This window comes from Streptomyces sp. PA03-3a (assembly GCF_033792735.1).
In the GTDB taxonomy this organism is placed as follows: Bacteria; Actinomycetota; Actinomycetes; order Streptomycetales; family Streptomycetaceae; genus Actinacidiphila.
The window spans coordinates 246538-271082 of record NZ_JARAVM010000008.1 but is presented as its reverse complement, the minus strand read 5'-3'; the positions used below and the strand labels follow the sequence as shown (position 1 = coordinate 271082).

Annotated in this window: 24 protein-coding genes; 18 read left to right on the top strand and 6 right to left on the bottom strand. The window is 67.6% G+C overall.

What is annotated here, in order from left to right; genetic code table 11:
• Positions 1–476: 476 nt before the first annotated feature.
• From PV342_RS12945 to PV342_RS12920, 6 genes are all read left to right on the top strand, one after another.
• Positions 477–710: a hypothetical protein gene (locus PV342_RS12945; RefSeq protein WP_500317145.1), complete on the top strand. Its 234-nt coding sequence runs from the start codon at positions 477–479 to the stop codon at positions 708–710.
• Between the two features lie 154 nt (positions 711–864).
• Positions 865–1044: a hypothetical protein gene (locus PV342_RS12940; RefSeq protein ID WP_500317143.1), complete on the top strand. Its 180-nt coding sequence runs from the start codon at positions 865–867 to the stop codon at positions 1042–1044.
• Between the two features lie 165 nt (positions 1045–1209).
• Positions 1210–2277 carry a ParB/RepB/Spo0J family partition protein gene (locus tag PV342_RS12935; RefSeq protein ID WP_500317141.1) on the top strand — a complete coding sequence of 356 codons (1068 nt, stop codon included), beginning with the start codon at positions 1210–1212 and terminating at the stop codon, positions 2275–2277.
• A gap of 67 nt (positions 2278–2344) precedes the next feature.
• Complete coding sequence (locus PV342_RS12930; RefSeq protein WP_500317140.1) at positions 2345–2596, top strand: hypothetical protein; 252 nt, start codon at positions 2345–2347, stop codon at positions 2594–2596.
• 259 nt (positions 2597–2855) lie between these two features.
• A complete protein-coding gene (locus PV342_RS12925) occupies positions 2856–3191 on the top strand; it encodes a hypothetical protein (protein ID WP_500317138.1) in 336 nt (111 codons plus the stop codon).
• Between the two features lie 394 nt (positions 3192–3585).
• The gene (locus PV342_RS12920) at positions 3586–4173 is read left to right on the top strand and encodes a WDGH domain-containing protein (protein ID WP_500317137.1); all 588 of its coding nucleotides are present in this window, start codon (positions 3586–3588) and stop codon (positions 4171–4173) included.
• A 482-nt stretch (positions 4174–4655) separates the two neighbouring features.
• Here the strand turns inward: PV342_RS12920 and PV342_RS12915 are convergent, their stop codons facing one another.
• Both PV342_RS12915 and PV342_RS12910 read right to left on the bottom strand, forming a co-directional pair.
• Positions 4656–5897 (bottom strand): IS256 family transposase, encoded by a 1242-nt coding sequence (locus PV342_RS12915; protein WP_500317135.1) that lies wholly within the window; start codon positions 5895–5897, stop codon positions 4656–4658.
• Positions 5898–6196: 299 nt separating this feature from the next.
• Entirely contained in the window at positions 6197–6589 is a 393-nt protein-coding gene (locus PV342_RS12910; protein WP_500317133.1) for a hypothetical protein, read from the bottom strand.
• A gap of 608 nt (positions 6590–7197) precedes the next feature.
• On the opposite strand from PV342_RS12910, the gene PV342_RS12905 reads away from it, so the two are divergent.
• The 6 genes from PV342_RS12905 to PV342_RS12880 all read left to right on the top strand — a co-directional run bounded on the left by PV342_RS12905 (position 7198) and on the right by PV342_RS12880 (position 12547).
• On the top strand, positions 7198–7953 hold the full coding sequence (locus PV342_RS12905; RefSeq protein ID WP_500317131.1) for a ParB N-terminal domain-containing protein: 756 nt from the start codon (positions 7198–7200) through the stop codon (positions 7951–7953).
• Complete coding sequence (locus tag PV342_RS12900; protein ID WP_500317129.1) at positions 7950–9431, top strand: ParB N-terminal domain-containing protein; 1482 nt, start codon at positions 7950–7952, stop codon at positions 9429–9431. Before PV342_RS12905 ends, PV342_RS12900 begins: the two co-directional genes overlap by 4 nt.
• A 33-nt stretch (positions 9432–9464) precedes the next feature.
• Positions 9465–9983: a hypothetical protein gene (locus PV342_RS12895; RefSeq protein WP_500317127.1), complete on the top strand. Its 519-nt coding sequence runs from the start codon at positions 9465–9467 to the stop codon at positions 9981–9983.
• Between the two features lie 102 nt (positions 9984–10085).
• Entirely contained in the window at positions 10086–10634 is a 549-nt protein-coding gene (locus PV342_RS12890; RefSeq protein WP_500317125.1) for a hypothetical protein, read from the top strand.
• Positions 10618–12171, top strand: coding sequence for a terminase large subunit domain-containing protein (locus PV342_RS12885; protein ID WP_500317124.1), 1554 nt, complete (start codon positions 10618–10620; stop codon positions 12169–12171). The genes PV342_RS12890 and PV342_RS12885 overlap by 17 nt, the downstream gene beginning before the upstream one ends.
• A gap of 76 nt (positions 12172–12247) precedes the next feature.
• Complete coding sequence (locus PV342_RS12880) at positions 12248–12547, top strand: hypothetical protein (protein ID WP_500317123.1); 300 nt, start codon at positions 12248–12250, stop codon at positions 12545–12547.
• Between the two features lie 10 nt (positions 12548–12557).
• On the opposite strand, the gene PV342_RS12875 is transcribed toward PV342_RS12880, so the two are convergent.
• The 4 genes from PV342_RS12875 to PV342_RS12860 all read right to left on the bottom strand — a co-directional run bounded on the left by PV342_RS12875 (position 12558) and on the right by PV342_RS12860 (position 18789).
• Positions 12558–13169, bottom strand: coding sequence for a hypothetical protein (locus tag PV342_RS12875; RefSeq protein WP_500317122.1), 612 nt, complete (start codon positions 13167–13169; stop codon positions 12558–12560).
• 16 nt (positions 13170–13185) lie between these two features.
• Positions 13186–14541 (bottom strand): phospholipase D-like domain-containing protein, encoded by a 1356-nt coding sequence (locus PV342_RS12870; RefSeq protein WP_500317120.1) that lies wholly within the window; start codon positions 14539–14541, stop codon positions 13186–13188.
• Positions 14525–17983, bottom strand: a complete 3459-nt coding sequence (locus PV342_RS12865) for an AAA domain-containing protein (protein WP_500317118.1) — start codon at positions 17981–17983, stop codon at positions 14525–14527. The genes PV342_RS12870 and PV342_RS12865 overlap by 17 nt, the downstream gene beginning before the upstream one ends.
• 281 nt (positions 17984–18264) lie before the next feature.
• The gene (locus PV342_RS12860) at positions 18265–18789 is read right to left on the bottom strand and encodes an HNH endonuclease (protein WP_361799856.1); all 525 of its coding nucleotides are present in this window, start codon (positions 18787–18789) and stop codon (positions 18265–18267) included.
• A 208-nt stretch (positions 18790–18997) separates the two neighbouring features.
• Between PV342_RS12860 and PV342_RS12855 the strand changes: the two genes are divergently transcribed.
• The 6 genes from PV342_RS12855 (at position 18998) to PV342_RS12830 (ending at position 24479) form a co-directional block, all read left to right on the top strand.
• Entirely contained in the window at positions 18998–20839 is a 1842-nt protein-coding gene (locus tag PV342_RS12855; RefSeq protein WP_500317116.1) for a hypothetical protein, read from the top strand.
• Positions 20840–20876: 37 nt separating this feature from the next.
• Complete coding sequence (locus PV342_RS12850; protein WP_500317115.1) at positions 20877–21737, top strand: hypothetical protein; 861 nt, start codon at positions 20877–20879, stop codon at positions 21735–21737.
• A gap of 34 nt (positions 21738–21771) precedes the next feature.
• A complete protein-coding gene (locus PV342_RS12845) occupies positions 21772–22518 on the top strand; it encodes a hypothetical protein (protein WP_500317113.1) in 747 nt (248 codons plus the stop codon).
• A gap of 123 nt (positions 22519–22641) precedes the next feature.
• Positions 22642–23052: a head decoration protein gene (locus PV342_RS12840; protein WP_500317111.1), complete on the top strand. Its 411-nt coding sequence runs from the start codon at positions 22642–22644 to the stop codon at positions 23050–23052.
• Positions 23053–23070: 18 nt separating this feature from the next.
• Positions 23071–24120, top strand: coding sequence for a major capsid protein (locus tag PV342_RS12835; protein ID WP_500317109.1), 1050 nt, complete (start codon positions 23071–23073; stop codon positions 24118–24120).
• A complete protein-coding gene (locus PV342_RS12830) occupies positions 24120–24479 on the top strand; it encodes a hypothetical protein (protein WP_500317108.1) in 360 nt (119 codons plus the stop codon). Before PV342_RS12835 ends, PV342_RS12830 begins: the two co-directional genes overlap by 1 nt.
• The last annotated feature ends 66 nt before the right edge of the window (positions 24480–24545 follow it).

Here is a 24545-nt window from a genome sequence, read left to right as displayed (position 1 = left end):
CCTGGCTGCACACCTACAATCACCACCGCGGACACACCGCGCTGAAGGGCCAACCACCCGCCAGCCGCGTTCCTAACCTCACGGGGCAATACACCTAGGGCGGGGTACTGCGGATCGACGGGGCTCAGTCCTGAATAGCTGTCAACTGCGAGACCTGCCGTCAGCAAGTCGGCGAGGCCGGGGGTTCCCGGTTTCAGTGCCTCGCCGTTGAGTATGCGCTGGTAGGCCGTGACCACTTGGTCCGACAGATCGGGCAGGTCGGGTACTTGTGGCACCTAACAACCCCTGAGTTGTCCGTCTGGTGAAATTCCTGCGTTGAATCCTCTTGATCATTACACACGCTGCGTACAAGGCTGTCACACCTGGCGTGTGCGTATGGCATATGACGAACCTTTGACCTGGGCGGGCGGCCGGTAGTTGCTGCCGCTCCTGCGCACACCAACCTGCCAGCAAGGGACTATCCGCAGGGGGTTCTTATGTCCATTTCTCGCGTTGCCCGCGTCGGTGCTGCTGCCGTGCTCACCGTGGTGGCGCTCATCCTGGCCGGGTCTCTCCAGTCGGAGCCTGGTGCGGCTCGCACGGAAGACACGACCTGGGCCGTTCGTGCCGGGGATACAACCTGGGCCGTTCCCGTGCAGGCGGCGGACATCGTTGTCGACGCCCATGACGGCAGCCTGCGCGTGAAGACGGCGAACGACACCACCTGGTAGATCCCAGGCGGTCGCTAGCCGGGCGCTCGGGCCCCATACCGAGCACCCAGCAGGGGGTGGGAAGGAGCTGGCCGCGCGTCCCCAATGCGCGTGGACCGGCGATGTACACGGCGACAGCGGGGGCGGGGGGACCGCCCCGTAGGGGAGGGTCAAGGTGGCAATCGATCCGGCACGCATCCAGGCGCGGATGCTGGAGGCCGAGAGGTCGGGCCGCAGCACTCTGGGTGCCCAGGAGGCGCGCGCGGCGCTGCGCGTCCTGGCCGTGGTGATGGACGAGGAGCCGCAGAACGATCAGCAGCACAGTGACGCGGCGGCGCTGGTGCGGGCAAGCTGAACAAGCGCCACGCAGGTAAGGGCGGGCAAGGCTGTTGCCCGCCCTTACATGTGCCCTGACCTGTGTAAACGCCGAAAAAATTCTGGCCTTAGCTCTAATATGCAGGTAAAATAAGAGGCGTGGTGAGAGGGAAAGCCCCCGCCCGTCGACCTCTTGGAGCCCGCTGTGACGACCCGGACGATCGCCGTCGAAAAGATCCACCGAAACCCGCGCCAGCCCCGCGAGTTCTTCGAGCCCGCGGCCCTGCAGGAACTGGCCGACTCCATAACGCGCTTCGGGCTCATGCAGCCCATCGAGGTCCGCCGCGACCGCGAAGTCGGCGGCTACGAGATCGTCGCGGGTGAGCGCCGGTGGCGCGCACACCAGCTCGCCGGCCTGACCGAGATCAAGTGCATTGTCACCGACGACGACCTGACTGTACTGGAGCGGTTCAAGCGGTCGGTCGCCGAGAACATCAACCGGGCCGACATGACGCCGATCGAGGAGGCCAAGGCGTTCCGCCGCATCCTCGACGACCAGGAGGGCATCGAAGTCAAAGACGTGGCCCAGGAGTTCGGAAAGTCCTCGGTGTACGTCTCGCTGCGGCTCGCCCTCCTCGACCTGACCGACGAGGTGCAGCAGCACGTCAACTCCGGAGCGATCGGCACTCAGGCCGCCGTCCAGATCGCGGCCCTGACCCCCGGCAACCAGCGCGCCGTCATGGCCAAGTGGGCCAAGGGCGCCTTCGCCGGCGACAACGAGCTGGTCCACTTCGCGTACGCGCTCAAACAGCAACAGGGCCAGGTCGTCGCGATGCTCGTCGAAGACATGACCCCCGAAGAGCGCGAGGAGCGGCAGCGCGAGCGCACCAAGACCCGCAGCAGCATCGACAAGATCGAGCAGATCCTCGGCCTGCTGGAGGAGCTGGCCAAGGCCGACCCGATGAAGCTGGCCCTGGCCCTGGAGGGCGAGGTCGGCAAGCGGCTGCAGCAGATGGACCGCGTTGCCGACGCCGTTCAAAAGGCGCGGTTCAACGTGCGGCAGGCCAAGGCTCACGCCGAGGCCCGCGCGATCGCCCTGAACCCCGACGCCGAGCACGAAAGCCTCAAGCCCGCCGCTCCGGCCGCGGCCGCCACGCCGAAGCCGAAGCCCCCGGCCAAGGCCACCGCCGCCAAGCCGAAGGCCCCGGCGCAGCGCAAGGCCCCCGCGAGTCGTAAGGCCCCGGCCAAGCGCGCCGCCGCGGCCACGGTCTGACCCGAACCGGCCCGCCCCCAGCCCGGGGGCAGGCCGGGCCTCGTCCCCACCATCGAAGGGAAGCCCCATGAGCGACACGACCGACCGCCCCGACTGGCGGAGCATGAAGCCCGGCGACTTCACCAGCCACCGACCCAGGGCCCTGCAGGCCGGGCGCGGCCTGTTCTCCGCCGACGAGCTCGACGCCGGCGGCACAGAGGCCCTGTTCGGCGTCGACCTGTGGGACGGCACCCTTGACGCTTCGGCCGCCACCGCGGCTCCGAACGATCCCGATCCGCTTCCGGGCCTGGCGGGCGTCACGACCACAGGCCCCGAATGATGTGCCACAACATTAGATCGTGGTACGTTCCTCACGCTGAAGGGGAACGGCTGCAGCCGCGGGACCGGCTCCTCAGCAGTGCCGTGGCATGCGGCATCCCCCAAAGGTGTCTGGCGGGTGGCAATCCCCCGCGCCCTACCCGCCAGACGCCGGCCCCGCCCCATGCGGCGCCACATGGGGACGCCGCCCCACGCATCCGCGTGCGGACCCGCCCGAGCCGCCAGGCCGGGCGGGTCCCCGCTTGCTCGGGGACGAAGTCGTGACCGCGACCTACCGCAGCGACCACGCCGCCGACCCGGAGCTGTTCGAACGGCTCATGCGCGAACGCTACGGACCACTGCCCAAGGTCCTGGCCGAGCGATCCGTCCCGCGTCCCCCCGATCATGTCCGGAGTCACCTGATGTACCCCCGACCCGCCCCCGATCCCGACGCGGCCGCGCACCTCGCCGAGCTCCAGCAGGACCTCGACGCCCGCCGACCGCGCCGCGCCGTCGCCCCCAACGAGCGCACCCCGCCGGTACCCGGCGCGACCTGGTGCAACGCCTGCGACGGCTGGTGCACACCACAGGGCATGTGTCGCTGCAACGACCGGTAGGCGACTCAGCGTTGTGCTACTTCCACGGTGGTGTCCCGGGCTGCGGCCCGGGGACCTCATCACCCCGCACCCGCCGCGCGCCCTCGACGGCTGCCCAGCGGTACGGCGACCTGTACACCGTCGAGCCCGTCGGCGAGCTGGAGGCCTCCGCCAAGGACCGCTTCCCCACCTCGTGCGCTCCCGCCGCTCGCGTCGTGTCCGTGTACGCCAGGGCCGTGCGGCTCACGCCCGGCCAGCGTCGCTCCCTGCTGCGTTGGTGGACAAGGCCGACCTGGAGGCAAGCCGATGACCCAGGCACCTAAAGAACGGCCGACGCTGGACCAGCTGCGGCACCTGATCGGTCACGCCGGGCATCGGGTCCTCAGCGCCGTCGAGTCCGAACGGCTCCGCGGGCGTGGAGCACCTGGTCGCCAGCCAGGCGGGTCTGGCCGCAAAGGTCGCCGACCTCACCCGCCGCCTCGCCGGCGGCGCCCGCGCCGTCCTCGACGTCGAGTGCCCCGTCTGCCAGGCACCCCCCGGAGCGGGGTGCGTCACGCGCCTGGAGCCGCCCCTGTCCGGTTCGCACACCGAACGCCTCGCGGCCGCCGTCACCGGCGTCGGCACCCGCGACCACCACAGGCAGCGAAGCGTGCACATCAGCACCGTCGTTCCCCTCAACGAGTTGCTGGGCGCCGCCTACCGCGAACGCGCCCACCTCGCCGCGTGGCTCGCAGCCCTGCACCCCAGCGTCGTCGCTCCCGCACCGGCCGACGTCGGCGACGGCTGGCACGTGCTGTTCCTGCGCGCAGGAGGCTGGCAGTTCTGCTGGCACATTTCGCCCGGCGACCTGTCCCTCTTCGACCACGTTCTGCGCGTGCCCGACTCTGACCCACGAGCCCAGTGGGACGGCCACACCTTCGAGCAGAAATACCGCCGCATCCGCACCCACACAGCAGTGCTGCGCACGCCGGGCAGCAACGCCGACGACGGCGTCGACACCTGACCACCCAACGCTAGACGCGGGTACGAACCTTGACACTGGCCCGAACTTCAGCCAATTGAAATCTCCTTCATGTGGCTGTCCTGACTTACTTGGAGCGACCTCGTGTCGCACCTGCTTGTTTCAGAATGAGATCGGCTCAGGGGGTGGCCAATGCCCCGCGCCCTACCCGCGAGACGCCGGCTCCGCCCGTGTGAAGCCATACGGGGACGCCGCTCCACGCACCCGTGAATGGACCCGCCCAGCCCGCCAGGCTGGGCGGGTCCCCGCGAGGCGCCCTGTGACGACCTACCGAAGCAACCATGCCGCCGATCCCGAACTCTACGAACGGCTCATGCGGGAACGTCACGGGCCGCTGACCGTAGTTCTCGCCGAACGAAACAGCCTCATGTGGCCGAGAGGGCCCGTAACACCCCGCCGCTTCGAGGTGCGACGTGGTGCAACTCCTGTGACTCCGATGGCGTCCCGCGTGGTGGTGTAGCCGATCAATCGGCCGTCGTGTTGGTAGTGCTGGGGAGCGAGGGGGCGCTGTCGGGGCGCTTGTCGGGGTAGATCTCGTCCATGCTGCCTTCGGGCAGGTAGCGGCGGGGGAAGGCGATCCATTCGTCGTGCATTTCGAACAGCACAGCGGTGACCAGCCGCAGGAGTGCGTCGTCGTTGGGAAAGACCTGGACGACGTCGGTCCGGCGCTTGATCTCGCGGTTGATCCGCTCCAGTGGATTCGTCGATTGGATCTTCTTCCAGTGCCGTTCCGGGAAGGCGGCGAAAGCGGTCAGGTCGTCCTTGGCTTCCAGCAGCATCCGCTTCACCTTGGGAAACTGGCCTCCGAGCATGTCGGCGACGGTGTCGACCTGGGCCCGGACCGCGCTCTGGCCGGGCTGGGCGAAGATGGTGCGGATAGTCGCGGCGACCATCTCACCGGCGTCCTTCGGGATCACGCCGAAGACGTTGCGCAGGAAGTGGACACGACATCTTTGGTAGGCGGCGCCGATCATGACCTTGCGGATCGCGTTGACCAGGCCGGTGTGGTGGTCGGCGAGGACCAGGCGGACCCCGCTCAGGCCGCGTTCGCGCAGGTGGCGCATGAACTCGGTCCAAAACGCCTCAGTCTCGCTGTCGCCGACCATCACGCCGAGGACCTCCCGGCCGCCGTCCTCGGTGATGCCGGTGGCGATCACCACGGCCCGGGAGGCGATCTGGTGGTTGACCCGGGCCTTGCAGTAGGTGGCGTCGAGGTAGATGTAGGGAAAGCGAGTGTGGTCCAGCGGCCTGGTACGGAAGGCGGTCAGCTGCTCGTCCAGGGCGGCGCAGATCCGCGAGACCTCGCTCTTGGAGATACCGGTGTCCGCCCCCAGGGCCACGACCAGGTCGTCGACCGACCGGGTGGACACCCCGTGCACGTATGCCTCCATGATGACCGCGTACAGGGCCTGGTCGATGCGGCGGCGCCGCTCCAGCAGGCTGGGGAAGAAGCTGCCGGCCCGCAGTTTGGGAATGGCCAGGTCGAGGTCGCCGGCCTGCGTGGTGAGCCTCTTGTCCCGATGCCCGTTGCGGTAGTTGGTACGGGTGTCGGTGTGCTCGTTCCACTCGGCGCCGATCTTCGCCGCGGTCTCGGCGTCGATCAGCTCCTGCAGCATCCGCTCGGCGACGCTGCGAACGAGCTCGATTCCGTCGGACGAACGTAGTGACTCCAGCAGGCGTATCAGTTCAGACTGAGACAGGGCCACCGTGCACCTCCTCTCCTCGATGAACTGGGCGTTTATCAGGAAGAGTTGCACGGTGGCCCACCCCGTGCGCAGGGAGCGGACGCCACCAGTCGGAGCACACCGGCGCACTACTCAATGTTGATCGGCTACACCATCACGAGGGACGCCATCGTGACTCCTGGTGCACGACCCAAGGCGTGTGTCGCTGCAACAACCGCTAGACGCAAGCCGCTATCCGCAGCAGCCACGGAGCGCGGCGCTCACGGAGCCGTCATTGCTCACAGCGCCGCGCGCCGCCGCCCCTCGGCTCCGCCGGAGTGCTAGCAGGTGATGCTTTCGATGTAGACGTGGTCCAGGTCGGTGAACTTCTTCCACAGGCTGGTCTTGCCCCGCCGGTCCTCGGTGTTGGTCCAGCCACCCCAGTAGTGCCACTTGGTGACACAGTTTTTGTAGAACCGAACGGCATCGGTGTCGTAGTAGTTGTAGTGGAACTTCGACTCGTCCCCCGCCGGAAGCTCAACGTCAGCGTAATAGCTGCCCCAGACGTTGACGTGCGTCACGCAGGGGAGCTTGTCGCCGGAGTACGTGCTGGAAGTTCCCGACCAACAGTTGGCGATCCGGACCGACATGCGCGCATTGTTGCTGACCTCACCACCGCAGCCCGAAGTCGTACAGGTGCCAGCCGATGCAGGCGTGCTCAACCCGATACTCATGAGAGGTATCGCGAGAGCGAGCGCCGCTGACCGTATGCCCCACTTGCCGAGCCGTCCCACAGCCATTTCTCCTCCGTCTGATCGTGAGTGATCCCCCGCCGGGGTGCAGCGTGCGCTAGACCGGCCGGCAGCGATCACATGCTGACAGGTGCAGGTCACGCGCGGTAGATCTTTCGATCAGGTTCGAAAGGAAGCCCAGAAGCCCAGCAGGTAGCCCGGCTCGCCGCGTCAACGTCACAGCATCGGCGTTACTTGGGCAGGCTCTCGGCGATGCCGGTCGCCAGACTGGAAGACGACCGTGACGCACGACAGACGCCTGCGAGCGACACGCTAGACCCCTTGCTTTGCCAGGGTCCCCGCTCCGGGTAGGCGAAAGTGAGGACGGCACATCGGCATCGCGTCCGTACCTTCCCGACGAACCGTTCCCGGGTCGGGACCTCTACAAGCCTCCAGCGCATCCCCCAATGGCCGCCGCTCCGCGCTATGCACGTAGGCGCAACCTGGAGTAACCGGCGGGTTCCGTAAGCCAAGGAGCATCTCATCACTGATCCCGTAGGGTGGACCGGGTAGGGCGCGGGGAAACGCCTCCTACACCGAAGGACACTTGAGTGAGTGCTGCGCCCGCCCGCATTCCCGAGTCGCTGCTGCCGCTGGCGGTGCCGATCGACGACTTGGTGGTGTTCCACCGCAACCCGCGCACCGGCGACGTCGACGCCATCGCCGAGTCACTGCGCGTCAACGGCCAGTACAAGGCCATCGTCGTCAACCGCGGTACCCACACCAGCCGCCCCAACGAGATCCTGGCCGGTAACCACACCTGGACCGCCGCCAAGCAGCTCGGCTGGGAGCAGATCGCCGCGACCTGGGTCGACGTCTCCGACGAGGACGCGGCCCGCATCGTCGTCGTCGACAACCGCACCTCCGACCTCGCCGGGTACGACAGCGAGCTGCTGGCCGACATCCTCGAGGAACTTCCGGACCTCGACGGCACCGGTTACGACCAGACTGCCCTGGACAAGCTGCTCGACAGCCGGGCCCTGCCGGCCACGATCGACCTGCCCTCCGACGGGCAGGGCACCGGCGCCATGGCCAAGCTGGAGTACCTGCAGTGGGGCTACCTGCAGTGGTCCACCACCCGCGTGCAGATCACCGCGGCCGAGGTGGAAACCCTCAACGGCATCTACGAGCGTTTCCTCAAGGAGTCCCGCACCGACCTCGGCTTCGGCTGGCACCTGCTGCAGGAGGCCCACACCGACACCGCTGAAGCACCTGGCGAGGACGCCTCCGGCGACCAGGACGAGCCCGCCGGCGACGAAGAGGCCGACGACGTCGCGGACGAGGACGACGAGGACGTCGACGCATGAGCGACGTCCCGGGCGGCATCCCCGCCCCCAACAGCAGCGGCCCCGCCACGACCTTCTACGAGGCGTACCCGCTTAAGGACCTGCGGCCGGCCGACTACAACCCGCGACACCTGTCCGAAGAGGCCTTCGAGCGACTCCAGGGGTCCATCGGCCGCCACGGCATCGTCAAGCCGGTCATCCTCAACGCCAACGGGACCCTGGTCGCAGGCCACCAGAGAACCAAGGCCATGACCGCGCTCGGGATGACGCACACACCCGCGGTGATGCTCGGCCAGGTCGTCCGCCTGACCGACGAGATCCAGTTCAACCTCCTGCACAACCGCGTCGAGACCGAGGCGTCGATCGTGTACGCCCAGCCCGGCCCCATCGGCGAGTGGTCGTGGATCCCGTGGCAGACCATCGAGGTGGCCGTCTCCCGCAACAAGCCGTTCCAGCAGGCCATCTCCCACATGACCGGCGGGCACGGCGCGTGGGGCAGCGTCGTCATCGACGACCAGGGCCAGATCGCGCTGAACGCCGAGTACGCGGTCGTCGCCGCTGCGAACCACTTCGACGTCCTCGCCTGGACCTGCACGTCCATGGACGCGGCGCAGCTGGTCGCCGACCTCACCGGCGAGTACGGCGTGTACGACTGGTCAGGCCTGGAGGACCAGGCGCCGGTCTACAACCAGCACATCGTGCAGCCCAAGCGGCTGCGCCAGTACACCTCGCTGAAGAAGCAGGGGAAGCTCGCCTACAAGAGCGAGGTGTGGGAGAAGCTGGCCCTGCCCCGGCTCCGCGACCGCCCCGAGACGCGGGTGGTCGACTTCGGCGCCGGCCACGGCGACTACGCGAAGAAGCTGCGGCCCGAGGGCTACAGCATCGACGACTACGAGCCGTACCGCACCACGCCGGGCAAGTACGCCGTGGACATCCGGGGTGTCGTCTCGATGATCCGCACGGTCGAGAAGCGGCTGGCCGCGCACGGCCTGTACGAGATGGTCGTGCTCGACTCCGTCATCAACGCCACCACGTCGCTGGATTACCAGCACTGGGTGTTGACGACCGTCAACGCACTGTGCGCCGCCGACGGCACGGTGTGCATCGGCACCCGCAACCTGCTGGTCGAGCAGGCCTTTGAGGCCAAGCAGCACACCACCAGCGCCAACGATTCCACCCGGCTGTCGTTCCTGGACTCCGAGAACGTCGACATGCGATTCATGCAGGGCAAGTGGATGCGGATTCGCTACCACACGCCCGAGTCACTGGCCGATCTGCTGGGCGCGTACTTCGGCTCCGTGAAGGTCGCCGGCCGATCCAACGCCACACTCAGGGCCATATGCAAGGACCCCCTGCCGCTTTCAGGCCTCGATTACGAGAAAGCTCTCGACGAGGAATTCAACATGCCTTACCCCAACGACTTCCGGCACGGGCGCCATAAGCAACTCGTGGAAATTTTGATAAAATTGGTTAAAGAAAGGAATGACCGGGCCGAATAAACCACGGCCCGTTATCGAAGGGGAATTACGCGCATGCCACAACCGCCCGTCAGGGTCGGTATCAAAGCCGCCGCACCGTACCTGATCATGTGGCTGGCCGGGGTCCGCCACGTGAACCTCGACCGGCACTGCCTGGAAACGTTCGGCTGGTCTGACCGCCACCCGGTCAACCCGAAGGCGCCCAGTCAGCACGTCGTCCTGCGAGCCGAACACCGGCCGCTGGCCTGGTACCTGTGCGCGCTTCCCCACCCGTGGGACTGGTCGCAGAACGCCCATCTGGCCTTCGAGTACGCCGAGGGCTACCAGTGGGAAGGGCCAGCCCTCGTGCGCGGCCTGCACGTGACCCTCGAAAACGCCCGCCCCATCCTCGGATGGGGCGAGCACTCGATCCCCGCCGACGCCCACCGGCGGGGCCAGTGGAAGTACCGGACCTGCCGCAACTGGCAGTTCGCGTGGTGGCTGCGCACCAACCGGGGCGCCCCCGACGCACCGCCCTCCACCTGGACACCGCCCGACGATCCCGACGCGCCCAAGCAGCTGACCTTCATGTAGCTCGACCAGGGACCACGGCTCGGCGACAGGCAACGTCGCCCGGCCGTGGTGCCATCATGATTCTCGGCGCGGGGGCGCGCAGCAGCGGAAGGATTCCTGCCGGTGGGACGCCCCGACAAGGCCGCGCGCGCCGCCATCGCACAGCGGCGAGCGGACGCCATCGACCTACGCCTGGCCGGCGTCGACTGGCTCACCGTAGGCCGCAAGCTCGCCGCCGACCCCGCGGTCAACTCCGACCGGATCGCCTACCCGCAGGGCTACGGCATCGAGCGATACCGCAAGGGCCTGGAGCCGCCGGGCGACGACCAGCTCATCAACGCCGCCTGCAAGGACGTCCGCCAGGCGCTCAAGGAGCGCACCACCGAGCAGGACAAGAGCGCCGACGAGCTGCGCGCCGTGGAGAACCTGCGTCTGGACCGGCTGTTCTTCGTCGCCTACCGGCAGGCCGTCAAGGACGGCGACCTGCCCGCCATCGACCGGGCCCTGCGGATCATGGAGCGCCGCGCCCGCATGAACGGCCTCGACAAGCCCAACAAGACCGAGCTCGCCACCCCGGCCGCCACCGGCAGCGAGCTGACCGCCGTGGCCCTCGACGAACTCGAAGCCCTCATCGGCATCTCGGAGGATGCCGCACATGGCTCCGATGACTAGCAGCGAGCGCGAGACCAAGCTGCTGGCCGCCTACCGAACCCGGCCGCCGGCGCAGCGCCGCGCCCTGGCTGCGAAGGCCTCCCCGGAGCTGCGCGTCCAGCTCGCCCGCATCGAACGCGGCATTGCCATGGACGCCTCGCCCGGAGCGATGGCTGCCGTCCTCACCGTGCGCCGCGAGATGCAGGCCCGCCACCTCCACCTGATCGACCAGGCGTGGATCGACATGGCCGAGGGCCGCGCCGACCGCGTCATGATCACCATGCCCCCGCGTCACGGTAAGAGCCGCAGGGCCTCGCGTTGGGCTCCCCTGTGGTACCTGCGCCAGCACCCCGACCGCCGCATCATGATCGCCTCCTACTCGGGCGACCTGGCCGAGGAGCACTCCCGCTGGATCCGCGACGCCATCGAGACCTGGGGCGACGACCTCGGCATCCACCTCAACCCCTCCAGCCGGGCCGCGATGCGCTTCGACATCGCCGGCCACCAAGGCGGCCTCGTCGCCGCGGGCATCGGCGGCAGCCTCACCGGCAAGGGCGCCACCATCGCCCTCGTCGACGACCCCGTGCAGGACATGGCCTCCGCCGACTCGCCCAGCATGCGCCGCAAGACCTGGGAGTGGTGGCAGTCCGTCCTGCAGACCCGCCTCGAACCCGACGGGGCGATCTGCGTCATCCAGACCCGATGGAACGAAGACGACCTCGCCGGCCGCATCCTCGCCGACGCGCAGGCCAACGAGTGGAAGATCATCGACCTGCCCGCGCTCGCCGACAGCGACACCGACCCCCTCGGCCGCAAGCTCGGCGAGCCCCTGTGGCCCGAACGCTTCGACGCCGAGCACCACGCCACCACCCGACGCCGCGTCGGCGAACGCGTATGGGCCGCGCTGTACCAGCAGAAGCCCAGGCCCCCCGAGGGCGGTGTGTGGCAGCGCGCCTGGATCACCAACCACCGGCTCACCACCATCGAGTTCGGCGGCCTCGACATGGCCCGGGTCATCGTCGCCGTCGACCCCGCCGGCGGAGAGTCCGCCATCGGCGACGAGACCGGCATCATCGGCGCCGCCCGCGGCTACGACGGCCACCTGTACATCCTCGAAGACCACTCCGGCAGCATGGGCGCCAACGACTGGGGACGCGCCGCCTGCCACCTGGCGCTCGCCCTCAAAGCCGACGCGATCGTCGTCGAGTCCAACTACGGCGGGGACATGGCCCGCCAGGTCCTCTCCCAGGCGTGGGAGCAGCTGCGCCGCGAAGGCACCACCAAGGGCCAGCTCATGCCCCGCGTCTTGGAGGTCACCGCCAAGGTCGGCAAACGCCTGCGCGCCGAACCCATCGCCCAGCTGTACGAGCAGGGCCTGGTCCACCACGTCGGCGCCCACGTCGCCCTGGAGGACCAGATGGTCACCTGGGTCGTCGGCATGGACAGCCCCGACCGCATGGACGCGGCCGTCCACGGACTGACCGAGCTCGCCGACCCCGACCAGCTCGACGCCGTCGCCGGCCACATCCACGACGACCGCCTCGGAGGACGCCGATAGACCCCGGAAACGGCCCCATAAGGCCAACGGCCCAGCCGGGGCGCCAAAACCCGTCCCGACTGCTAGCCTCCGGCCCATGTCGATCAGGGGGAAAGTGGCGGCTGCGACCGCCATCGCCAGCGTGGTCCTGCTATTGCCCGGCTGCAGCTCGACGCCCGCAGCACCCACGTCGGACCAGATCAAAGCCTCCGCACAGGCCCGCCTGGACGCCTCGGTCGAAGACGGGCGCTACTGGCGGGCGAACCTGCGGGCTACGGGTCAGAATCCCGGCGACGAAACGTGCCAGGCCGCATGGGACAACAAGCTGCCCGAGGAGCAAAAGGGCATGGACCTCTCGATGTGGATGGTCGGCTGCGCCACCGCCCCATCGCCGTAGCAGTTCCGGGCTACCGCCTCCGCACGGGGTGCTCAGTCCAGTCTGCGGTACCCAGCGTCATCAGGTGTGGGCGGGCAAAGTCAGCGAACCGCGCGAACGCCTCGTCAACCTCCACAATTCTGTCCCACAAAGCGTCAAATTCGGCTTCCACCTCGGCTGCGGGCCCATCCGTGTCGACGTGGCCGCGGCAGACGACATGAGTTCCATGGGCCAGATCACGGATACGCTTAACTTCCCAAGCCAGCTCCGGCGGCGCTTCGAGGTACAGCATCACGCCGGTCCGCTCCAGCACGCGGTGCGCCTCGTCAAACGCTGCCTCCTTCTCGGCAAGCAGCTCCCGGGGGACGTCCCCCCACCGCCGGTCTGTGTCTGTAAGCCAGTGCGCCCGCGCCGCTGCGGCGAATTCGTGGCCAGTCATGAGGAACGCCACCGTCGCCTCCCTGCGCGTCGTCAGCTTCCACTGCTCCAGCTGGGCGTCAGCCTGCCGCTCGGCCTGTGCAATGGCGGCATCGGCCTGCATACGCATCCCGGCCCGGCCTAGCCACGCGGCTGCGATAGCGGTTCCCCCACCGAACACGGCACCGATGCCCGCTCCGTAGAGCGCGGCCAGTCCTTCGTCCACGAGCTCCCTACCTCAGTCAGGCCATGCGTTCATCGGCGATACGGCTGAGGAAGTACGCATATTGAGTGTCAGTGAAGGAGCGGATCGTAACCAGATTGCCTTCCTCCATGCGATATGTACGGTCGCGGGCCCCCTGGAAGGAAAGCCAGTTAAACGACGTGGTGACACAGGTGTTGTCGTAAATGAGGACTTTGGCGTGAGTACTATTTAGGCGGCTGAAGGTAAAGCTTTCGGGATAGCTTTTGGCTAGGTCTTCGAGGAGCCCAACCGCTTCTGGGTCGCACTTGGTGTCATGGCGGGAGAAGCCATAGGCGATGTCCACTCGGACGCCGCGGCGAACTCGTCCTTCGAGCTTGGCAATAAAGGCATTATTGACAACGGACTTCTTGATCCATGGAGACATGATGAGAAGGCGGTCACGCGCCTGAGTGATGGCGTCTTCGAGTAGACGGGGGTGGTCGAAGACACTGACCCCTACGACCTTCCCTTGCTCGCCTGGGTCGGCCCCGGGCATGGCGTGAGATGAGGTCTTTTCGCGGCTTGTGGCGATGGGAACCCGAATGAGTTCGAGTTCGTCATTGAGTCGAGGTCGTTCGGCAGGAGGATCGACTCGGATTCCGAGAGCGTTTGCTCCGCCGCGGCTGATCAGTGCAAGTTCGTGCGCAGTCGAGATCTTTCCGTCAATAACGACGGCAACTTCGATGTCCTTGCGGTCAGGATCAGAGTAGACCAGCAAGTCCGCTGGGAGGTATCGGGGTGTGGGAGGGTGGCGGACGTCTCGCACGCACAGGACGGTGTAGCGATTGTCGGCATCTGCACGCAGAAGGCTGTTGAGTTTCTCGGGGGTAACGTCGTCGGCATGGACGGGGTTAGTCGTGACAGCGGGAAGCTTGAGCAGGTCCTCGTCGGCGGCCTTTCGGGCCTGGACAAGCAGGCCAGGGTCGTAGGGCTGGATGTCGCCGAGGGTTCCGTCGTAGTAGAACGTCATACGCTCCCGGACGGGACGGATGGCGGCGTGTTCCACAGCGACCTGTTGCCCCAGCGGTGTTAGTCGTACGCGCTCGTCGCCGTCCGATGAGTTCGGGTCAAGGCGAATGTGCCCTCTGAACATGCCTTCGCTAAGGGTTCGCCGGACCGGGTCGACAGGGAAGCCGAGCAGGCCACTGAGGTCAGTGGGGGCGGTGACTCCGGCTCCGATCAGACGCAGCATGCTCTCGGTGAGCAGGGGCAGTTCTTTCTCCTGCTGTGCGTCGACATCGACTTTGAGCGTGGTGACTGGAATGCCGGCGGGGACGATGGCTACGAGGGTCAGCCCGTCGCGGGCGTCGGCGAACTGATCGGCCAGGATGGCGTGATTAGTGGTGGGCATCACGGATCTCGCAGTCCTCTCGATGGCGGTCCATGTACTGGAGGACGTCGCGCAGGGGGCCTGGTTTGCTGCGACAGAATCTTGCGTCGCCAACTATGGTTATTCCATAGCGAGCCCGAGAGAGGGCCACGTTTACGCGTCGCCAGTAGTGCTGGCCGATGAACCCGAATTGTCCTTGGTCGTTGCTGCGGGTGACGCTGACGACGGCGAGGTCGCATTCACGGCCCTGTACAGCATCGACAGAAAGCACTTCGACGTGAAGGTGAGGAAGGCGGGTAGCAGCCAGCCGCCGACGCAGCTCGTCGACTTGGCGGCTGTAGGGCGTGATTACGAGGACTTCCAGAGTCCGGCCTCTAGGGGGGCGGACGTGGTTCTTCGCGACGGCTTTGTCGACCGTGGTCAACCGGTGCATGACTTGCGTGGCCTCGGCGCGGTTGACGACACTGGTCTCGCCGGTTGCGCGGCTGGACTCGCGCCGAGCAGCCCCTAGGGCGCCAGTGTCGATCCACAGGACGGGTTTGCCGAGTGTGGCGTATCCCTCGAGGCGTTGGCTGCCCGGCGACTCAAGATCCCCCTGATAGAAGCACTCACTGATTAGGTTTCCGATTGCGGGCGTCATACGGTACTGCTGCCGAAGTTTTTGATGTACAGGGCTGGCGGTCTGCCGCAGAACGTGATCGAACAGGGTCGTCGTCACCAGGCCGGGGGTGAGCTGGTAATCCCGCATGACAGCTCTATTCCGCAGGAGGTCCTCGTCCAAGGGCGGGAGTTGGTTCGGATCACCGACGAGGATCCACCGCTTGGCTCGGACCAGAGAGACGATGGCTTCGGGGGCGCTCGCCTTGGATGCCTCGTCAAAAATACAGAGATCGAATTCGAGGTTCCGGGCAGCAGGGTGGCCCAGGAAGCCGATGGCAGTGCCGCCAACGACGTTTCTGGTGCGCAGGTACTCGGCAACGATCTCGCGGTCGTTGCCCATGCGTTGTAGCCAGTCACCCTGGACGGTGATGACACTCATCAGCGCCCGCGCTTCTTCACTGTCGCCAAGGAGCACAGCGACAGCGTCCCTGGAGTCCTGCGGGGGCTGCGTCTCACTGAGGGTGAGATCTTCACCGATCTCGCGCTGGACCTCGGCAAAGACCTCCGCACGAAGAGCCAGAAGGTCGTCTCGACGCTGACGCGTCGAGACGATGGCATCACCGCGGGCCTGCTCGCTGGTGGTGAAGTCGCTATCGCCTTGTTCCAGCCGGGCCAGTCGGCGTTCGACGTGTTCGAGGTCGGCGGCCACAGACGCCAACTGCTGCAGGTGCAGGGCTCCGCGCAGGTACCGAGGCTTCTGCCCAAGACGGGAGGCCATGTCCTCCATGTGCTGCTGGGCGCTGCGGCGAACTTGCTGGACCCACTTCTTCATTTGCGGGTCTAGCAGAAGGTGTCGAGCGTCGGCGCCGACGCTGGGGTCGTCCGGGCGCCCAAGACGCACGATGCCGGTGACTCCTGCCTCTTCGAGTCTACGAAGGGCGTTGTCGACAGCAATGTGGGTCTGGCTGACGATAAGGATCTTCATGCCGGGCGAGCGCCGGAGATTCTGCTCGACGACTTCGGCGATCACCGTAGTCTTGCCCGTCCCTGGGGGCCCTTCCACGACCAACAGTGGCTGGTTACCGAGTGCGTGCCGCACCACATCCCGTTTGCTGTCGTCGAGGTCGGGCCGGAGCCAAGTGTTGATCTCCACCGGTTCGCCGGCGGGAGCGCAGCCGGGTTCGAGGAGGATCGCTTGCAGATCAGGGTTCGCGAGTGCGTCGCCGCCGGTCATTAGTGCGGCCAAAGCATCGCGTTGCCGATTGAGAGAAACCCGAGACGCGCCGAGGTACGGGACTAGAACCCCCCGATCGGGCAGATGGGCTCCCCGTGGGCAGCGCAGGGTGATCACGTCGTCTTCCCGGTCGACAGCGACGATGTCACCACGCTCAACAGGCCTACCACGTTCGTGTTCGGCGACCGACCATTCTTCCCCGGTCTCCGCCACAGAGCCCTGGGACAGGTACAGCCGCCATGTGCGGCCATCGGGGTCCGGTACGGCCCGCGTATATGCCACTGGGGTTCGGCCTCCAGCGGCAAGGTCATCCCGAGCCGCCAGGAGCCGCCCCCACCCCTCGAACAGGTCCGCCGACACGGCGGTAGTCCCAACCTGCTTCGCACGCTCGCGGTCCTCAGCCTGCCGATCCAGCTGAGCGACCATCTCATCCCAGCCCTGCGCAGCAGCCCTTTCCCCTGGGTTGGTGAACGTGAACGTCAGGACGGCACCGACGTTGACCCGAGATTCGCACCACCGGGCTCGTTGTTCCGGCTGTACCTTCTGCACCTTCACGATGACCGCCCGGTCGTCATCGCTGCGGTTATCCGGCACGATGGTTATCTGGAAGGCCTGGCCGACAAGGATTACGTCGTGGTCATTGACCTTCCCGCTTTCCCTGTCAGTGCCGAAGTCCGCGTGCACAGCCCCTGCGAGGTCCTCCAACAGCAGCGACTCCGCGCGCTTCCACTCGTCGCGGACAACCGCTTCCTGGCTGCCCGCCGGTCGGCCGAGGACGACGTTGGCGGCCCGCCTGGTCAACCCAAGCCACAGATGGCAGGCTCGCTGCGCCGCACTGTTATCGAACCGCTGCTCTACCCGGGCCAGCTTCTGCTCAAGGACACTCGCGTTGCTGGGGCGTTCGGCTGCCTGTAGGTTCACGCAGGAACGCAGGATGCTGCGGACCTCGTCCTCAAGGTCAAGACCCTCCAAAACAGTCTGCAGATCCGCGTATTCCTTGGCGGCGCTACCGGAGAGGGCCTGGACAGCAAGAACGCCCCAGCTGAAAACGTCGCGTGTGTACGGGGGGCTGGAGACGTCCGGTGGAGAGTAGAGCCCCGACCGGTATCCAGCGACAGTCGCAACGGACGAGAAGTTGTCGCGAATCTTTGCGATCCCGAAATCGGCGAGCTTGACCAGCCCATCAGCGGTGAGCAGCACGTTCCCCGGCTTGAGGTCGCGATGCTCGATCTCGCTCAGGTGAGCACACGCCAGCGCCGAAAGCAGCGGGGCACCGACGTCGGTGTAGAACCGACGCCAGCTCATCGCCTCGCCATGGTCCATCTTCTGCTTGAGGCTGTTTTCGATCCACTCCAGCACGAGGTAGGCCCGGTCCAGCTCCTCCGACCATCCGGCTTCGATCAGGCGCACGATGTTCGGATGGTCGGCCTTGCCCAGTCGCCTCAGGGACTCCTGCTCGCGGTCGAGGAACTCGTTTGAGAGCAGCCCAGCCCGCTTGTGGAGCAGCTTGACAGCCACGGACTCCCCGGTAGGAGACCGCAAATCGATCGCCCGGTGGACCGTCGACATGCCGCCGTCGCGTGGCCCGTCTCCCAGCAGCAGGAATCGGCCACTGATGCGCTGTTCCCCCACGCTATGTCTCCTCGCCGCCACCCCGTCCTGAGGCTGCCCATTCTCGCAATACTGATGACGCCTCGTGGGGTATTACGAGGATCTCCACCTTGCTCAGACGGCCACGGATTCCGCCAGCCGTCATGAGGCCAGGTCTCGCGGATCGCGTCCCGTCCCGGCTGGTTCTGCATTGCCTGGCTTGTGCGAGTGCGACGCGGAGCCGTTGTCCGGCTCGAGCGAAGCGAGCGCCCGGTGTATGGCGGCGCAATCAAGAGTCCAGCGGGGAGGCAGCTGGCCCCGGGTCACTCGTCGAAGAGCGGCTCTGCGTCCTTCCATCGCTCGATGAACGCTCGGCCCTTCTCCGTAAAATGGTACAACTCGGTGGTCTTGACGCCGCCCAGGTCGTAGCCCGTGAGCAGGTATTGAGGATCGTTGGCTTCTTCGAGCAGGCCGTCTTCCAGCAGGTTCCGGATCAAGATCCGGACGCCAATGTGGACAGGGATCTCCTGTCCCGGCGGCATCGTTGCGCCATCCTCGATGAGCCGCCGCTCTAGGGTGCTGTACCGACCGTTTAGGACGGCAAGGTTCGCTTTGTACTTCAGCATCGAGGACTTCGGAATACGTCGCTCCAGGTCGAACCGCGTGTGATGGTTCGGGCAGAGCGCGATGAGGTTGTCGAAGGCGTGCTCCTTCACCTTCGACCACGGTTCGATGTGGGCGACCTCTACCGGCGTCATGCGGCAAGTGGGGATTGCGCAGGCATAGCCAGCTTCTTCCAGCACTGCGCGATGCAGTGCCGAGGGGAGCGAGGGTCGGTCCTGGGTCACCGCCGCAAGATACCGCAGAGGCAAGTGCGCCAGTGGCCAGCCGGGAAGCTCGCCTACGAACCGAAGTTGCAAAGCGTCAAGCTCTTGCCCGCGCCAGATTCCCTAGCCTTAGCTCGGCAGGGGGTCCTCGGCCCGATGCAGGGCGGGCAGGCCCTGCCCGTATCCTGGTCGGCGCGGGCGCGGGGCCTTGCATGCCTGGAGGGCACCCGTGGGGCTGCGCGAACTGCTCATCGACGCCTGGTCGTGGCTGAACTACAAGCAGGCCATGGCCGACCCGACCCGGCCGGGCCAGAGCGCGTTCCCCGAGCTGAACACCTCGTGGGTGCCCGGCGAGGAGCTGCGCCGCCTGTCCGCGTACAAGTTCCTCGCCGCCTACGACTCCAACCAGGCTGGGCAGCTCGCCGCCGTCACCGGCGACCAGCACGGCGTTGAGCGCCGCGAGCTCGGCGACCCGTCCAAGCTGATCGACACCACCCTGGGCTACCTGCTGGGCGCGCAGCAGACCATCGCGGTGCCCGGCGCCGACCACGCCGAGCAGGACGAGCCGACTACCGAGGACCTGGCCGCCGCCGACCTGCAGGACAAGCTGCGCGCCTGGGCCGACAAGGAGCTGCTGCCGCTGCGCATCCAGCAGGCCGAACGGTGCGCGGTGCGGTGCGGCGACGGCGTGTACACCCTGGCGTGGGAGCCCGCCAAGCAGCGGGCCCTGCTGCGCACCTACGACCCCGGGTTCTACTTCCCCGAGTGGGACGAGGGCGAGCAGGACGCGCAGGAGTACCCGTCACGGGTGCACTTCGCGTGGGAGCTGGCCGCAGACCCGGCCCGCGGCCTCAAGGCCCGGGTGCGGCGCATCACGTACGAGCTTGGCCCGATCGGGCCGTCGACCGCGTCCGGGAGCACCGAGGACGGGCGGGCCATCCGCGAGCACGTCGCCGGCGCCGACGGCGACCCGGTGCTGACCGTAGGCGACACCCTCGACCCACTGACCGGCACGCTGACCCGCGTGTACCCGTGGGCGCCGGGCAAGCCGTCGGGGACGACGTGCTACCTGACCGACGCCGAATGGCTGTTGGAGGACCTGGGCCTGGCCCACGACGTGTTCTCCCTGCCGCCGGACAAGGCCGCGTACCGGGTGCGGTCCGACGGGCAAGTCCTGGACCACCTCGACCTGATGCACGACTTCATCCCCGTGGTGCACATCCCGAATACCATCCCCGACGTCGGCGAGCACTGGGGGAAGTCGTCGCTGGCGACCGTGCTGCAGCTGCTGGACGAGCTGGCCGCCACCGACACCGACAGCGCGTCCGCGTCGGCGACCACCGGCACACCGATCGTGGCGCTGGCCGGGGCGCGGCTGCCCATCGACCGCGCCACAGGCCAGCCCATGCCGGTGCGCGTGGAGGCCGGGACGGTGTGGCAGCTGTCGGACTCGGGGCGTATGGACACCCTCGACACCTCGGCGCAGCTCGCCGAGCTCCGCGAGCGCACCGATCACCTCCTGGACCGGCTGGCGTCGAACACGCGGCTGACGACGGCCGGGCTCGGCACCCTCGACGTGGCCAAGGTGCCGTCCGGGTATGCGTTGCAGCTGGCGATTGGCCCGCTGGACTCCCTGGTCTCCGCGATGCGCCTGGCCCGCAACCACAAGTACCAGCTGCTGCTGCGCATGGTGCAGCGCCTGCACCAGGCCGGGCAGGCGTGGCCCGCCGGCGAGTCGCTGCCCGCCCGCCTCGCGTGGGGCGCGCACACCCCCGCCGACCGCACCACCGTCCTCAACGACGTCACGGCCGGCTACGAGAAGGGCGTGTTCTCCCTCGACACCGCGGTACGGATGCTGCAGGAAGCGGGCTACCCGATCGAGGACGTCACCAAGGAGATCGAGCGCATCCAGAAGCGGGCCTTCGACCAGGCCGCCCGTCTCGCGGACGCCACCGGCGACAACGCCGCAGTGCGCGAGTACCTGGGCCTGCCCGAAGCCGACCCCGTGCCCACAGTGCCGTTGCCGTCGACGCCCGCTGATCGCGCGGTTACGTCCGAACGAAGACGCTAGCATCTGACGCTCCGACAGAGATGCATGGAGACGAGCAATGTCTGAGAGTTCGCCCAGTGGCAAGTCGATGAGCGTTTCGATGCGCTTCAACGCGCTGTCGGAAGCTGGCAAGGTGGCCATCCTCATCGCGTTTCTCGGCTTGTCGGGCACGATTGTGGCCCCCCTCGTCACGTGGGCACTCTCCCAGCCTGATCAGGGTCAAGCTCAGGCCTCGGTCCAACCCCTACCGGAGTGGGTGTGGCCCGTAACGGCGCTCACGCTGGGCGTATTGATCGCCGCTAGCGTGGGGCTGTACTTGGTCTCGAAGAGAATCAAGTTGCTGGAGGCCGAGCGGGAGCGGGAGGCACTGGAGTCGGCTGCTGATCGGCTGCGGGAGAAGATGGCGCTGTGGGCCCTCGTCGACTTCAACCGAGTCCTGCTGAACAGGTATCACGGCATTGCCACTGACCAGGCATCGAAGGCGTATCGCAGTAGCCGCCTCGCCATGCACGTGGGTCTGGGCATCTTGGTCGTCGCATTCGTTGCCGGGTGGCGCTACAACGCCCAGGGTGACCGTCTATTTGTGGGCTCAGTGGCAGCAGTGGGCACCGCCTTCACGGCCTACCTGAGCCGCACTTACATGAAGACGTACGAGCGCGCCCTGCAGCAGCTCAACCAGTACTTCAACCAGCCGGTGCTGAACGGCTACTTTCTCACGGCTGAACGCATCGCGGATGGCCTACCTGAGTCCCGCAAGTACGAGGTCTTGGAGCGCGTCGTAGCTGATGTGCTGGAGAGCGGTAAGGAGATGCATCGCTCCGCGACGGGCGTGAGCGCGGCAGAGGCCACCCCTAAGCCGCGGCGAGGACGACGTGCGGCTCAGGCGGACCCCACGGTACCGGCGCAGCAGACCCAGTAGCGAGCGGTCACTGCACGGTTGGCGGGCTACGCCTGTGGCTACACTGATCGTCGGCGCGGGGGCGCTGCTGCTGGAGGACTGGATCTGCATGGTCAGGCTGCTGCCCCACCCCCGTAGGCCCGTCGGGTACCGGCGTGACGGCCGCCCCGTCTTCCCGATCCTGGGCGCCGACCCCACCGACCCGTCCAACCAGCAGCTGCCGTCTGGCACGACGGACCCGTCCGGGTCGCCGACGCAACTGCCGGACCAGGAGACCCTGAACCGGCTGCTGGCCCGCGAGAAGCAGCAGGGCGAACGCGCCGCGGTCCGCAAGCTCGTGGAGCAGCTGGGCTTCACCAAGACCGACGACCTGACGGCGTTCGTGCAGGCGCAGCGTGACGCGCAGGCCGCGCAGCTGTCCGAGATCGAGCGCCGCGAGCAGGCCGCCGCCGATGCCACGACCGCCGCAGAGCAGCGTGAGGCGCGGGCCATCGTCCGTGAGCGTGCCGCGATCCGGCGCGCCGCCCTTGTGGCGCTCGGTGCGACCGGCGACGACCTGAAGGACGCCGAACTGCTCCTGGTCGTCGAGGACGACGCCGACGAGGACGCGGTCGCCGAGGCCGCAACCTCGCTGAAGACGCGCAGGCCCGAGCTGTTCACCACCGTCGACCCGGAGGTGGTGCCGCCGGCCGCGCCCGGTGGCTCCCCCGCGGGCGGCCCCCCGCCGCGCGGCGCCAACGTGCCCAAGCCCGGGGCGCACGGCGAGGAGATGGCCCGCCGGCGCGGCTACGTCACCACCTGAACTTCCCACCGGCGGGTCAAGGCCGGACCTACGGGGACCACGCCCCACCCCTTCCGTGGACGACGCCACCAGCAGGTGAGCGGACGAACTGCCCCACTCGTCTGATCGTCCACGGGAGGACTCATGACCGTTCAGCCGGTCACCACCACCCAGACCCTGACGGCCGACCGGTCCTGGCTTGCCAGCCTTCACGGGACCCGCGACGTCGACTCGATCACCCTCGACCTGTCCACGTTCGTGTCCGGCACCCACTACGTGCCGTCGACCGACACGACCATCCCCTACAGCCGGTTCCTGTCCGGCATCCCCGTCGGCAAGATCACCGCCAGTGGCCTGTACGGGCTGTACGCCACGGGCGCCGCCGACGGCCGGCAGAACCTGGCCGGGTTCGTCTTCGCCGAGGTGCTGTTCGCGCCCGGCCAGACCAAGCTCGGGGCCGCGCTGCTGTGGCACGGCTCGGTGAAGACCGCCAAGCTCCCGGTCGTCGTCGCCCCGGTCGCCCCGTCCGCGACCACCCAGATCCGCTTCGTGTAAGGAAGGAGGCCCAAAGCCATGACCATCCAGGACCTGATCAAGGGCGTCACCGTCAAGGACCTGACCACGTTCGCCCGCGCCATCCCCACCCCGGCGGACTTCCTGCTCACGCAGACGATCTTCCCGAAGGTGAAGGTCTCCGACGTGATGTGGCGGATCAAGAACTCTGGCCGGTACGTGAACGCGGCGAAGTACCGCAGCTACGACGCGTCCGTGCCGTTCGCGGACCGCCAAGCGTGGACGACCAGCACGCAGGGCATGCTGCCCGCCCTGGGCCAGAAGCTGCTCGTCGGCGAGATGGAGATCCTGCTGCAGGAGGCCTCCCGCGGCGCGGACCAGGACCGCCTGATCGAGCTGCTGTACGACGACGTCGAGCGGCACGTCGAGGCCGTCAACTCCCGCCTGGAACTCGCGGCCGGTGACGTCCTCACCGACGGCAAGTTCTCCCTGTCGGCGGAGAACCAGCTCACCATGGACGTCGACTTCCAGGTGCCGGCGGCGAACATGCCGACCGCGCCGGTCGCGTGGTCCGACCCGACGTCGGACCCGATCAAGGACGAGCTGGGGTGGCTGGACTACCTCGACTCGATCAGCGCCCCGTACCCCGAGCTGGTCCTGACCAGCCGCCGCGCGACCTCGTACCTGGGGAAGAACAACGCCTACCGGGCCGCCTACTACGGGTCGGTGAACCCGTCGAACACGCCGACGGCGACGCTCACCCCGCAGCAAGTCAACGTGGTGCGCGGCAACTACAACCTGCCGCCGATCCAGCTGTACAAGGGGCAGGTGCGGGTCGACGGCGCGAACGTGCGGCCGCTGCCCGACGACCGGTGGGTGATGGTGCCGCCGGACCGCTCGAAGTGGGGCCAGACCATGTACGGCACCACGGCAGAGTCCCTGGTGCTGTCCCGCGGCTCCAACCCGGAGATCGCCCGCGAGGACGCGCCGGGCCTGATCATCACCAAGGGCACGCAGGACGACCCGCCGCAGGTGTGGTCCAAGGGCGCGGCCGTGGCCATGCCGGTGCTGTTCACGCCGGACTGCCACATCGTGGCGAAGGTGCTGTGATGCGGCGCCTGGCCGCGGCGGTGCACGTGGAGCACCCCGAGACACACGAGCTGCTGATCCTGCTGCCCGGGGAAGACATCGACCAGGTGGTGGCCGAGGCCATCACCAACCCGGACGCGTGGCTGCCGGAGGCGCCGACGATCGACGACCCGGAGCTGATCGGCGACGAGCCGGCCGCGCCCACGTTCGACGACCCCGACAGGACCGCGAAGCCCGACCCCGCCCTCGAGCCCGAGCCCGAGCCCGAGCCGGAACCGGCCCCGGAGCCCGAGCCTGTACCCGAACCCACGCCGCAGGCGGAGCCCGCGCCCGAGGCGAAGCCCCGGACCCGGACGCGCAAGCCAGCCGACGAGAAGTAACCCAGCCAGGCCCGGCCCGGCACCCACTGCGGGGTGCCGGGCCGCGTCTCTACCCGGAAGGACCGC